The sequence below is a fragment of the Pseudomonas sp. HAR-UPW-AIA-41 genome (assembly GCF_002304225.1).
Taxonomy (GTDB): Bacteria; Pseudomonadota; Gammaproteobacteria; order Pseudomonadales; family Pseudomonadaceae; genus Aquipseudomonas.
Window position 1 is genome coordinate 239228 of sequence record NZ_NSLB01000006.1, and the last position, 11893, is coordinate 251120.

An 11893-nucleotide genomic window follows, 5' to 3' on the forward strand; every position below is an offset into this window, starting at 1 on the left:
AAGGATGTTGTCGATGCGTATCCTGCGCCGAGGCCTCTATCTGGTGGTGCTGCTTGCCTTACTGGCCGGAGCAGTGCTGCTCTACTACGTCATCAATCCCAACCTGCCGGAGTACCAGGCACCTAGTCAGGTGCACTATCTGCAGCAATGGTCGGAAGAAGCCCGGCAAACCTACTACTACACACCCCAGGGCACCCAGGTCAAAGGCCTGCGCTATGACTGGTTCGGCGCCCTGGAAAAACCCTTCAGCCGCGACCGCTTTGCCGCCCCGGAAAACCTTGCGCGCTTTGGCCTGCTGGTCGACCCCGGGCAGCAGCCAACGGCGCAGAACCCCGGCAATCTGCCGGTAGGTTTTGCCCGCCATCAGGACAACGAGTCCGGCACCTGGTACCTGGACATCACCTGCGCCGCCTGCCACACCGGTGAGCTTCGCTACCAGGGCCAGGCGGTGCGCATCGATGGTGGCCAGGCCCTGCACTCATTGGCCTCCACCGTGCCGACCCTGCGCGGCGGCAGCTTCGGTCAGGGGCTGGCCGCGAGCATGCTGGAAACCTACCTCAACCCCATGAAGTTCAGCCGCTTTGCCAAGAAAGTACTCGGTGAGCGTTACCCCAAGGGCAAGGACCAGTTGCGCGGCGAATTCAAAGCCGTGCTCGGGCGGATGCTGGCAACTTCCTGGAATGATACCCACCGTGGTCTCTATCCCACTGCCGAAGGTTTCGGCCGCACCGACGCCTTCGGCCGCATCGCCAATACCGTGTATGGCGATGCCCTTGACCCGGCCAACTACCGCCAGGGCAATGCGCCGGTGAGCTACCCGCATGTCTGGGACATCTGGAAATTCGACTGGGTTCAGTGGAACGGCTCGGCCATGCAGCCCATGGCGCGCAATATCGGCGAAGCCCTTGGTGTTGGCGCGCCGCTGCGCCTGTTCAATGACGATGGCAGCACGGTACAGGGTGACGAACGCTATGCCAGCGGCGTGCGCGTGCGTGATCTGCACAAGCTGGAAGAAACCCTCAAGCTGCTCAAGCCGCCACACTGGCCTGAGGACGTATTCGGCAAGGTCGACCTGAAACTGGCCAGCCAGGGCCGCGCCCTGTTCCGCGAGAACTGCGCCTACTGCCATGCGCCCAACCCGGTCGAACCGGATCAGCGCCTGGCACCAACCCGCAACCCGGAGTGGAAACTGCACATCGTGCCGACCAGCATCATCGGCACCGACTCCACCGCTGCCGACAACATTGCCGATCATCGCTACGACATCCGCAAGCTGGGCTGGAGCAAAGAGGAACTGGCCAAGCTCGATGTGCGTCTGCTCGACGGCTCGCTGGAGCAGGTCGACTTTGCCAGCATCTCCAGCGCCAAGGGCCTGGCCTACCTGACTGCCTTTGTCGAGAACCGCGCCTACCGTGATGCGGGCATCACCGGCAGCGAACGCTCCCAGATGGACGGCTTCGGCCTGCCTATCGGGGTACGCGAGAAGCGCGGCTACAAAGCCCGCCCGCTGCAAGGTATCTGGGCTACGCCGCCATTCCTGCACAACGGTTCGGTACCCAATCTCTTCGAGCTGCTGTCACCGGTCAGCGAGCGCAGCACCCAGTTCTGGGTTGGCAACTTCGAATACGACCCTCGGCGCGCAGGCTACCGGAGCGAGAAATTCCCCGGCGGATTCCTGCTCGACACCCGCATCACCGGTAACGGTAACCAGGGCCATGAATTCCGCGACGGCTGCCGTACCGATGGCGTCATTGGCCGCGCACTGCAACCGGAGGAGCGCTGGGCGCTGATCGAATACCTCAAGGTCATGGGCAACGACGCGCTGGAACAGCAATTGAGCACAGTCGAGGAACGCCCCTGGAACCCGGGCCCGAATTGCACGGCCGGCCAGCCGCAAGGCTGACCAGGCTCAGGACTGATAAGGAGCATCACCATGCTGCAACGTTTATGGATGGGTCTGGGCAAGCTGTTGGCCTGGCTGATACTGCCTCCCCTGCTGCTGGGTGCGATCGGCCTTGGGCTTGGCGCGCTCTATTACAACTGGAAGTTCTCAGGCCCGGTCGCGGCCGAGGAGCAAATCCCCGCCGATGAAGGCCGCTACACCCAGGCCATCATCGAGGATGCCATTCGCATCGTCGAACAGCACCGTGACAATACCCGCGTACTGCGCGATGCCCATGCCAAGGCCCATGGCTGCGTCAAAGCCGAACTCAGCGTGCTGCCGGACATCAACCCGCAGCTGCGGCACGGCGTGTTCAGTGAGCCGGGCAAGACCTGGCAGAGCTGGGTACGCTTCTCCAATGGCAACGCCTACCCGCAGTTCGACGCCACCCGTGACGCCCGTGGCATGGCGATCAAACTGCTCGATGTGCCCGGCACCAAGCTGATGCCCGGCCGCGGGCACGACAGTGAACAGGACTTTGTCATGTTCAACCACCCGGTGTTCTTCGTGCGGGACGTTGCCGAATATCGGCAGAACTTCGCCGCCCAGGCCAGCGGCAAGAAAATCCTGGCCTTTTTCCCCAGCTGGGATCCGAGGACCTGGGAGATTCGCCACCTGCTGATCGCCCTCCGTACCCTGAGCCCGGCGCCGGAAAGCCCGGTGAGCACCACCTACAACTCCATCGCGCCCTTCAAGCTCGGGCCGAACAACATCAAGTACCGGGTCATCCCGGCGCCGCAGAACTGCCCCGACTATCAGTTGCCACCGCAGAACAGCGACCTGCCGAACTTCCTGCGCAGCGCCCTGTATCAGCAGCTGTCACTGGACCGCATGCCTGCGTGCTTTGCCCTGCAGGTACAGCGCCAGGACCCGTCGCGCTACATGCCGCTGGAAGACACCAGCGTCGAGTGGTTAGAGCAGGATTCACCTTTTGTCACCGTGGCTACCCTTAAAGTACCGCCACAGGACTTCGATAGCCGTGAGCAGAACCTGTTCTGTGACAATCTTTCCTACAACCCCTGGCATGCCCTCCCCGAGCACCGCCCGCTAGGCGGCATTAATCGCCTGCGCCAGGCGGTGTACCTGAACGTTAGTGCTTATCGCCAACAACGTAATGCAGGCCCAGGGCAGTGATAAAAACGGCTCTGGTGTAAATAAGCATCTGGAGACGACTAGTCATATTCAACACAACGCCGTGCAATATCCTGTACGGCATGTGCACAATTCTTGCTGCTACATTTAAGTTCTGGCGCGCACGGACGATATTCACCAGTAAGCCCTGCTTCTGGTAGCGGCATATCGTTACGCGCGCCCTCTCTTAGTGCCTTTGCAGAAGGATTGCCCCATGTTGTTCAACCGTCTGTCCATCCAGTGGAAGATCACCCTGCTGGCAGGAATCTGCCTATTGGCGATCGTCGCCGTTCTGGTCAGCGCCTCGGTGGTGCAGGCCGGTCGCAACGCAACACTGGTCAAGAAGGCCAGTACTTCGATGCTGGAAGAGTCTGCCCGCTTGCGTATGTCCGCTCGTGGTGAAGCCCAGGCCCTGCGCATGCAACGCTACTTCATGGATGCCTTCCAGTACGGCAAAGGCGCCGCAAAACAGGTGCTGTTTATTCGCGAGCAGGCAGAAAAGCGTTTTCTCGATGCCTTTGATCTGCGCGAGGATCTGACCCGCCAGGTCAAGAGCGCACTGGAAGCCAACCGCAGTCTGTTAGGCATTTATGTCGCATTCGAGCCTAACGCTCTGGACGGCAAGGACGAGTTGTTTGTCGATCAGGAGGCCATCGGCAGCAACGACAAGGGCCGTTTCTCCCTGTACTGGGCGCAGAACGCCAAGGGCGAAATCAACCTCTCGGCCATGACCGAAGAATCACTCAACGACACCACGCCCGGCATCAGCGGCGCCCCTTATAACGCCTGGTACAGCTGCCCACTGCAGACACGAACGCACTGCCTGCTGGAACCCTATATCGACGACACTAACGGGGTGAAAACCCTGATGACCAGTATTGCCTTCCCGCTTGAGGTCAACGGCAAAGTTATCGGTGTACTTGGCGTGGATATCAGCCTGGCCAGCCTTCAAAGCATCAGTGACGAGGCCCACAAAGCACTGTTTGACGGTCAGGGACATGTCAGCATCATCAGTTCAGCCGGACTCCTTGCAGGTCACAGCCGCGACAGCAAACTGCTGGGGGGCAAGTTGGACAAGGCGTTTGCCAACCAATCCAGTGAGATCATCCGCCTGATCGGACAAAACCAGCCGCAGTTACTGCATAACAGCGGCGTCATGCAAGTACTCGAACCGCTGCAACCGATTCCGGACAGTAAACCGTGGGCAGTGCTGGTCGAGGTCCCAGAGAATGTTCTGCTGGCTCCGGCTATTGCGCTCGAAAGCCAAATGGATGAAATGAGCCAGCGCAACACCACTGTTGCTCTCATTCTGGGGCTGGCAGGAGGTCTGATAGGACTCTTGCTCATCTGGCTGACAGCACTTGGCGTGACCAAGCCGATCCTGGCTGTTGCCAGTATGCTCAAAGACATCGCCAGCGGCGAAGGCGATTTGACCAAGCGTCTCGCCTACAACAAAGCCGATGAGCTCGGCGAACTGGCAGGTTGGTTCAACCGTTTCCTCGACAAGCTGCAACCCATTGTTGCCCAGGTCAAAGCCACCGTGATCGATGCCCGGCAGACCGCCGACCGGTCCGCCGGCATTGCCCAGCAGACCAGTGCCGGTATGCAGCAACAGTTCCGCGAAGTGGATCAGGTAGCCACCGCCTTCCACGAAATGAGCGCCACGGCGCAGGACGTAGCGCGCAGCGCCGCTCAGGCCGCCGCAGCGGCGCGTGGTGCCGATCAGGCCTGTCAGGAAGGGCTGGGCGTCATCGGCGCCACCACTTCCAGCATCGAACAGCTTTCGGCTGAGCTGACCAAGGCCATGCAGGAAGTTCAAGGCCTGGCCAGCAGCAGTGAGCAAATTGGTTCGGTTCTGGAAGTCATCCGCTCGATCGCCGAACAGACCAACCTCCTCGCCCTCAACGCGGCCATCGAAGCAGCCCGCGCTGGCGAAGCCGGTCGTGGTTTTGCCGTGGTTGCCGACGAGGTTCGCAATCTTGCCAAGCGGACTCAGGATTCGGTGGAAGAGATCCGCCAGGTCATCGAAGGCCTGCAAAGCGGCACCCGCGAAGTGGTCAGCTCAATGCACAGCAGCAACCGGCAGGCCGAAGGCAGCGTGCAACAGGTGGAAATGGCCGTAGCCGCTCTGCGCCGCATTGGTGAATCGGTCAGTGTGATCACCGACATGAACCTGCAGATCGCCAGCGCCGCCGAGGAGCAAAGCTCGGTCGCCGATGAGATCAACCGCAATGTGTCGTCGATCCGCGATGTCACCGAGTCGATCACACTGCAGGCAGACGAATCGGCACAGATCAGCCAGACACTCAACCAGCTGGCCAACCAGCAACAGGCGCTGATGGATCAGTTCCGCGTCTGACTGACCCGATTTGCCCACCACACTGGCGCCTGGCTCCTTGCCAGCCAGGCGCCAGGCTCGCTAGCCTGACTGTGACCCCACTCAGGATTCCCGAGCATGCTCAAAATTGCCATTCTCAGCGGTTCCAACCGCCCCGACAGCCAATCGGCCAAAGTCGCCGCGTACCTGCAACAACAGCTGCAACAGCACGGTCAGCAGGCCTGCGTACTGGATATTGCTGCGACGCCCTTGCCACTCTGGCCCGCCGGTCCCGCCGAGCATTGGCCTGCCATGCAGGCAGAGCTGGCTGCCGCCGATGCGCTGGTGGTGATCGCTCCGGAATGGCATGGCATGGCCTGCCCGGCGGTGAAGAACTTCTTCCTCTATGCCAGCAAGGCCGAACTCGCGCACAAACCCGCCCTGCTGGTAGGGGTTTCCTCTGGTGTGGGCGGCGCCTACCCGATCAGCGAACTGCGGGCCTCAGGCTACAAGAACAGCCGCCTGTGCTATCTGCCCGAACATCTGATCATCCGTCAGGTGGAACAGGTGCTCAATGCCGGGACGGCACTCGGGGAAGGTGATCAACGTATCCGTGCACGCATCGACTATGCGCTGGATATCCTCTGTCAGTACGCCGAGGCACTGAAGCCCGTTCGAGCCAACATCAGCTTCGCCAATCCGGACTTTGCCAACGGCATGTAAGGCTTCAGCCCGCCTTTCGCGGCAGTTCGATCCTGACGCACAGACCGCCCAGCGGGCTCTGCCTCAGAGTCAGGACGGCGCCCCAGCTGTTGGCGATATCGCGCACGATGGCAAGCCCCAGCCCATGCCCGGCAACTTCCTCATCCAGCCGCGAACCACGTTGCAGCACCTGCTCACGCTCGCTCGCCGCTATCCCGGGGCCGTCATCCTCAACCTGCAGGATATACGCCTGCGGCAAGGCCTCGATCGTCAACCGCACCCGGCTGACCGCCCATTTGCAGGCATTGTCGAGCAGATTGCCGAGCAGCTCGAGGCAGTCTTCGCGGTCCACCGGCAGCCGCAGCCCCGCCACCACCTGTGATTCCAGCTGCAGTCCCCGCGGGTGAATCATACGCAAGGTATCGAGCAGCGCCGGCACTTCCTCGGCACAATTGAAGTGCGCCCCCGGCAGCACCTCACCTGCCAGCCTCGCACGCCCCAACTCGCGCTCCAGGCGCTCGCGGATCAGCAACAACTGCTCATGCAGACTTTGTCGAAGCGTTTCGTGTGCCCTGAGCTCATCGCGCTGCAGCAGCGTTAACAGCACAGCCAGCGGGGTCTTCAGGGCATGTCCGAGATTGCCCAGAGCATGACGCGATCGCTGCAGGGTCGTCTCGGTATGGCGCAGCAGTTGGTTGATCTGCTCTACCAGCGGCTGTAACTCACTGACAGTGACCAGCTCCAGCTGACTCCGATGTCCCTGCTCCAGCTGCTGCAATTGCAGGCGCGCCTGCTCCAGCGGCCGCAGAGCACTGCGAACCGCCCAGCGCTGAACCAGTAGCAAGAGGAGCAACAAGCCTGCACCAAAACCAAGCGCAAACTGCTGCATGCGGGTGAATGCCTGCAGTACCGGGTTGTAGTCCTGCGCCACGCAGATACGCACGGGCAGGCCCTGGCGCTTGAAACTGGCGCAATAGACCAGCAGATGCTGGCCCTGAGGACCATGCTGCAATTCTTCCTGCAGCCCGGCTGACGACGGCATCAACAGCTCCCGGTCCCAGAGCGAGCGCGAGCGCCACAGCTGACCATCGATGTCGATAAGAAAGTAGCGTCCGGAATAGGGGCGCTGGAATGACGGATCGACGAGCTGTGTTTCCAGCTGAACACCTGAAGGCTTGCGCGCTATCGCCCGCAACAGGCTCTCGGCCTCGTCACGCAAATCACTCTGCAGATAGCTGCGCAGACCACGGTCGAACAGCCACAGACTGCCCTGTGCCAGCAAACCGCCTGCCAGTAACAGGCTGACCAGCAGTGCCAGGCCGATGCGCCGTTGGATCGACCCCATCAGTGGACACCAACGAAGCGATAGCCCTGGCCGCGGCGGGTCTCGATCACTGTCTTGCCGAACTTGCCACGCAGGCGGTTGACCAAAACTTCGAGCACGTTGGAGTCGCGTTCACTCTCACCGTCATACAGGTGATCACTCAACTGGCTCTTCGACAGCAGTTGACCACTGTGCAACATGAAGTAGCGCAGCAGGCGAAACTCGGCGGCAGTCAGTTCCACGCATTGTCCATTGAGGGTGACACGCTGCTGGGCTTCATCCAGTTGCAGGCCGCCCACCATCAGCTCAGGCTGATTGCTCAGCCCATTGGAACGGCGCAGCAAGGCCTGGATACGAAGCAGCAGTTCCTCGGGATGGAAAGGCTTGCTCAGGTAGTCATCAGCCCCCGCCTTGAGCCCTTCGATACGCTCAGCCCAGGATGAACGCGCAGTCAGAATGAGTACCGGTGTATGGCTGCCCTTGCCACGCCACTCGCGCAGCACCTCAAGCCCCGGACGCCCCGGCAGGCCAAGATCAAGGATGATGAGATCATAAGGCTCGCTGATACCCTGATAGGCGGCATCGCGCCCGTCAGCCAGCCAGTCGACCGCATAGCCGTGCCGCCCCAGCTCTGCCAGCAGCGAATCAGCCAGCTCAACACTGTCTTCGACCAGCAACAGGCGCATCAGTCGTCCTCCTCATCCTTGAGCAACTGCCCGCTTTGCGCATCAAGTTCCAGTTCGCGGACAGTGCCGCTTGCAGTGAGCAACTCCACCTCATAGCGATAACGGCCGTGTTCGAGTTCCAGCTCGGCCTCCAGCAAAGTCGCCCCGGGATAGGTGCCCAGGGCTTGTTGCAGGAGCTTATCCAGGGGCTGAATCTGACCGCTGCGAGCCAGTTCCAGCGCCTCGTCGTGATCAAGATCACGCCCGAAGACTGCCGTGCTGGTGAAAACGCAGAGCAGAAGCAGACCCGGCCCACGCAGTATCATGCTAATCAATCGTCCTGATGGTCCTGCAGCACTGCACCTGTGGTGGCGTCCAGCTGAACGTCCCACTGTACGCCCTGGGCATCACGCAGTTCGACCTGATACTGGTAACGCCCGTGCTCGTGCTCCAGCTCGGTTTCCTCGATCGTGGCCCCCGGGTGCTTGGCAAGTGCGGCAGCATTGAGCTTTTCGAAGGACTGGATAGTACCGGCATCGCGCAGACGCAGCGCTTCATCCGGGCCCAGATCACGCGCCTGAACCGTCATGCTCCCCAGGGCCAGGGCAGTCAGCGTCAGAATTGAAGTCAGCTTTTTCATGGGTCGTTTCCTCGTTTGAGTGTGTAAGGACTTTGTGTTGCACACTCTAGCCACACTCGATTAACTCAAACTGAATGCCCACTGCACCGCCTGCTGTCGAGATATTCACCGGGTGAAGAGCGCTTGGCCGTAGCCACACAAGACCTATAATCGCCGGCTGTTTGCAGGAGACACGCATGCCAGCCATTCACCGAAGATTCCCAGCCCTGACCATCCGTGCCGGACAGCGTGCCATGCAACGCATCCGCAGCCAAGGCTTGCAGGCGGCCGATGTCAGCATCCTGCCAGGAGCAGCAGGTGGCCCCAAAGGTCTGGGGATTCAGGGGCTTGATCTGGCACTTTTCGGTTCATGGCTACCCAGCGCACCGCGACAGAGAACGCTGATCGGCGCGTCCATCGGCTCCTGGCGCTTCGCAAGTGCCTGCCTGCCAGACCCGGTACAAGGCCTGCTGCGCCTGGGCGAGCTGTATACCAGCCAGCGTTTTGCCAAGGGTGTCAGCATGGCCGAGGTCAGCCGCAGCTGCACACAGCTGCTTGATGACTTGCTGCAGGGGCAAGATGCTCAGGTAACCTGCAATCCGCTGTACCACCTGAATATTCTGGTAGTGAAAAGCCGGGGGCTGTTACGACACGATCACCGCGGCAAACTCGGTCTGGGTCTGTCAGCGGTGATTGGCAATAACCTGCTGTCCCGCCAGCGTCTGCAAGGCCACTTCGAACGCATAGTCATGCATGATCCAAGGCAGGCCCCGCCGCTGGCGCCCCTGACCGACTTCACCTCGCACTACCACGAACTGGGCGCGCACAACCTGCGTCAGTCGTTGCTTGCCTCGGGATCCATCCCCATGGTGATGAACGCCATCAACGATATTCCCGGCGTCAGCGCGGGCGTTTTCCGCGATGGCGGCCTGCTCGACTACCACCTGGACCTGCCCTACCAGGCTGACGGCATCGTGCTCTACCCTCACTTCACCGACCGCGTCATTCCCGGCTGGTTCGACAAGTCGCTGCCATGGCGCAGGGCCAATGCCGAGCAGTTACAAGACGTACTTCTGATCTCGCCTTCACGCGAGTATCTGTCACAACTTCCCCACGGCAAGCTGCCGGACCGCAGTGACTTCAAGCGCTATCTGGGCAACGATCAAGGCCGCGAGGATTATTGGCGTCAGGCCATGGCCGAGAGCCGACGCCTGGGTGACGAATTCCTTGAATTGGCTGATAGTGGCGATATAGCCGAGCGACTGCAGCCGCTCTGATGGGCTGCAGTCGCCCGGTGGCTCAGACACCAGCGGAAGGTGTTCAACAAGCTTTTAGATGATTGAGGTTACCAGGGAGGGGGCATGCGGTTAGCAGTAGCAATCATTCACGGCATTGGCAATCAGCCGGATCAGCGTGATGAGGAAGGCTTGCACACTTTCGCCGCCCCCTTGGTCGCGGCATTGCGCAAGCGGCTGGGTTCCGACGCCAAGGAGATTGCATTCCAGAGTCTGTACTGGGCCAGTGTCCTCGATCAGCGCGAAGAGGCCTATCTGCAGGCCCTGCACGACCAGCCGCTGCGTTGGCGCTGGTTACGCAGAATCATCACCTTGTTTCTTGGTGATGCCAGCGGCTATCGCAAAACCTCCCAAGCCTATGACACCAGTTACGAAGAGGTGCATCAATGCGTGCGCCAGGGGCTGAATGAACTACGGGCCAAGGTCGGCCGACACGCCTCTGATTGTGCTGGCCCATTCACTGGGGGGACACATTTTCTCCAACTACGTCTGGGATCAGCAGAAGCTCAACCAAAGCAGCAGCTGTGCGCTGGATCCATTCCTTGGTCTGGAGACTTTCAGCGGATTCATCACCTTCGGCTGCAATATTCCGCTCTTCACCTTTGCCTATGACCCAGTCGTTCCTATTCGCTTTCCTGGTCACTGTTTGCCGACACCTCTGCAGACTCAGGCACGCTGGCTGAATGTCTATGCACCGGCCGATATCCTGGGGTACCCGCTTCGACCATTGCAGAACTATGCGCAGGTCGTTACCGAGGACTGCAGCATGGCTGTCGGCCCCTGGTACAAGCGTTTTACCCCTTTCAGCCATCTGGACTACTGGAACGATGCCAAATTTCACCGTTATGTGGCGAACCATCTTCGTCAGCTGCTCACTGCTTGCCCTGAGCCAACCGAGTCACGCAGCACTTGATGAGCTGGGCCGAAAGGAGGTCAACAGCCTGCTGGACTTTGTCGAGCAAAGCGGGTGCACCTTCATTCGCAATGGAAGCGAACACACGTCACCAGATGCTCGCGCTCATCTTCAGAAGAAGCTCGAGTACCTGTTGGACAAAGACCTGATCGACAGCCCGGAACAATTCATCAAGCGCGGCGCCAGCGAAAGCAGCTTCAGCGGAGAGCCTTATCGTGTGCGATGCCGGGGTATGGAGCAATTGTCTGCCGACTGGCTCAACGCGGAACTGAAGCGGTTGCGCTCAGCAAGCCGCTAGCCCACCTTATTGCTGATAGAATCAGACTTTGCCCTCAATGGGCAGTGTCTGATGAGCATTACACCGTGGAACTGTTTAAAGAATTCATGTTTGAGGCCGCCCATCGCCTCCCTCACGTTCCGACCGGCCACAAATGTGGACGCCTGCATGGCCATTCTTTCAAGGTGGCCATTCATATCGAAGGCGAAGTGGATCCCTACACCGGCTGGATTCGCGATTTTTCCGAAATCAAAGCCATTTTCAAGCCGATCTACGAACGACTCGATCACAACTACCTGAACGAGATCCCCGGCCTTGAAAACCCAACCAGCGAAGTCCTGGCCAAGTGGATTTGGCAGGAGCTCAAGCCACTGCTGCCCGAGCTTTCACGTATTCGCATACACGAAACCTGCACCAGTGGTTGCGAATACCGCGGCGACTAATCCCGCCGGATGCGCCAAATAGAAAAGGCCCCAGGTTTAACCGCCTGGGGCCTTTTTGTTTGCCTGCGTTAAGCGCTTTACGCTGTCAAAACGTCCAGCTTGCCTGCTCGCCAGTGCTCCTGAAGTTTTCTCCGCGCAAAGACAAACCCCCGACCAGCGTAAGCGTGTCGGGGGTTTGGGATAGGAGCTTGACGATGACCTACTCTCACATGGGGAGACCCCACACTACCATCGGCGATGCGTCGTTTCACTTCTGAGTTCGGGA

General features: G+C 60.2%; 10 protein-coding genes and 3 pseudogenes. 9 read left to right on the top strand and 4 right to left on the bottom strand.

Annotated elements, in window-relative coordinates; translation table 11 throughout:
• Positions 1 to 13: 13 nt before the first annotated feature.
• The 5 genes and pseudogenes from CK486_RS13640 (at position 14) to CK486_RS13655 (ending at position 6113) form a co-directional block, all read left to right on the top strand.
• Positions 14 to 1903, top strand: a complete 1890-nt coding sequence (locus tag CK486_RS13640) for a di-heme-cytochrome C peroxidase (RefSeq protein ID WP_095940853.1) — start codon at positions 14 to 16, stop codon at positions 1901 to 1903.
• A 30-nt stretch (positions 1904 to 1933) separates the two neighbouring features.
• Positions 1934 to 3076 carry a catalase family protein gene (locus CK486_RS13645; protein WP_095940854.1) on the top strand — a complete coding sequence of 381 codons (1143 nt, stop codon included), beginning with the start codon at positions 1934 to 1936 and terminating at the stop codon, positions 3074 to 3076.
• Positions 3077 to 3506: 430 nt separating this feature from the next.
• Positions 3507 to 4574: pseudogene (locus CK486_RS18515) on the top strand (HAMP domain-containing protein); the annotation flags it as partial.
• Positions 4575 to 4910: 336 nt separating this feature from the next.
• Positions 4911 to 5432, top strand: a pseudogene (locus tag CK486_RS18520) (methyl-accepting chemotaxis protein); the annotation flags it as partial.
• 96 nt (positions 5433 to 5528) lie between these two features.
• Positions 5529 to 6113, top strand: coding sequence for an NADPH-dependent FMN reductase (locus CK486_RS13655; protein WP_095940856.1), 585 nt, complete (start codon positions 5529 to 5531; stop codon positions 6111 to 6113).
• Positions 6114 to 6117: 4 nt separating this feature from the next.
• Here the strand turns inward: CK486_RS13655 and CK486_RS13660 are convergent, their stop codons facing one another.
• From CK486_RS13660 to CK486_RS13675, 4 genes are read right to left on the bottom strand one after another with little or no spacing between them, the layout of a single operon-like run.
• The gene (locus CK486_RS13660) at positions 6118 to 7437 is read right to left on the bottom strand and encodes a sensor histidine kinase (RefSeq protein ID WP_095940857.1); all 1320 of its coding nucleotides are present in this window, start codon (positions 7435 to 7437) and stop codon (positions 6118 to 6120) included.
• Positions 7437 to 8102 carry a response regulator transcription factor gene (locus CK486_RS13665; protein WP_095940858.1) on the bottom strand — a complete coding sequence of 222 codons (666 nt, stop codon included), beginning with the start codon at positions 8100 to 8102 and terminating at the stop codon, positions 7437 to 7439. Before CK486_RS13665 ends, CK486_RS13660 begins: the two co-directional genes overlap by 1 nt.
• Positions 8102 to 8407 carry a PepSY domain-containing protein gene (locus CK486_RS13670; RefSeq protein WP_095940859.1) on the bottom strand — a complete coding sequence of 102 codons (306 nt, stop codon included), beginning with the start codon at positions 8405 to 8407 and terminating at the stop codon, positions 8102 to 8104. The genes CK486_RS13665 and CK486_RS13670 overlap by 1 nt, the downstream gene beginning before the upstream one ends.
• A gap of 5 nt (positions 8408 to 8412) precedes the next feature.
• Complete coding sequence (locus CK486_RS13675; RefSeq protein WP_095940860.1) at positions 8413 to 8721, bottom strand: PepSY domain-containing protein; 309 nt, start codon at positions 8719 to 8721, stop codon at positions 8413 to 8415.
• Positions 8722 to 8897: 176 nt separating this feature from the next.
• On the opposite strand from CK486_RS13675, the gene CK486_RS13680 reads away from it, so the two are divergent.
• The 4 genes and pseudogenes from CK486_RS13680 to queD all read left to right on the top strand — a co-directional run bounded on the left by CK486_RS13680 (position 8898) and on the right by queD (position 11628).
• Entirely contained in the window at positions 8898 to 9977 is a 1080-nt protein-coding gene (locus CK486_RS13680) for a hypothetical protein (protein ID WP_095940861.1), read from the top strand.
• 84 nt (positions 9978 to 10061) lie between these two features.
• Positions 10062 to 10908: pseudogene (locus CK486_RS18525) on the top strand (hypothetical protein).
• The gene (locus tag CK486_RS13690; RefSeq protein ID WP_176481709.1) at positions 10823 to 11206 is read left to right on the top strand and encodes a DUF5329 domain-containing protein; all 384 of its coding nucleotides are present in this window, start codon (positions 10823 to 10825) and stop codon (positions 11204 to 11206) included. Before CK486_RS18525 ends, CK486_RS13690 begins: the two are co-directional and overlap by 86 nt.
• Positions 11207 to 11271: 65 nt before the next feature.
• Positions 11272 to 11628: a 6-carboxytetrahydropterin synthase QueD gene (gene queD, locus CK486_RS13695; protein WP_095940862.1), complete on the top strand. Its 357-nt coding sequence runs from the start codon at positions 11272 to 11274 to the stop codon at positions 11626 to 11628.
• Positions 11629 to 11893 lie beyond the last annotated feature (265 nt).

What these genes read in the sequence shown, in the direction of transcription:
- CK486_RS13640 (WP_095940853.1), top strand. Translation starts at nt 14, where the DNA reads ATGCGTATCCTGCGCCGAGGCCTCTATCTGGTGGTGCTGCTTGCCTTA.
- CK486_RS13645 (WP_095940854.1), top strand. Translation starts at nt 1,934, where the DNA reads ATGCTGCAACGTTTATGGATGGGTCTGGGCAAGCTGTTGGCCTGGCTG.
- CK486_RS13655 (WP_095940856.1), top strand. Translation starts at nt 5,529, where the DNA reads ATGCTCAAAATTGCCATTCTCAGCGGTTCCAACCGCCCCGACAGCCAA.
- CK486_RS13660 (WP_095940857.1), bottom strand. Translation starts at nt 7,437, where the DNA reads ATGGGGTCGATCCAACGGCGCATCGGCCTGGCACTGCTGGTCAGCCTG.
- CK486_RS13665 (WP_095940858.1), bottom strand. Translation starts at nt 8,102, where the DNA reads ATGCGCCTGTTGCTGGTCGAAGACAGTGTTGAGCTGGCTGATTCGCTG.
- CK486_RS13670 (WP_095940859.1), bottom strand. Translation starts at nt 8,407, where the DNA reads ATGATACTGCGTGGGCCGGGTCTGCTTCTGCTCTGCGTTTTCACCAGC.
- CK486_RS13675 (WP_095940860.1), bottom strand. Translation starts at nt 8,721, where the DNA reads ATGAAAAAGCTGACTTCAATTCTGACGCTGACTGCCCTGGCCCTGGGG.
- CK486_RS13680 (WP_095940861.1), top strand. Translation starts at nt 8,898, where the DNA reads ATGCCAGCCATTCACCGAAGATTCCCAGCCCTGACCATCCGTGCCGGA.
- CK486_RS13690 (WP_176481709.1), top strand. Translation starts at nt 10,823, where the DNA reads ATGCCAAATTTCACCGTTATGTGGCGAACCATCTTCGTCAGCTGCTCA.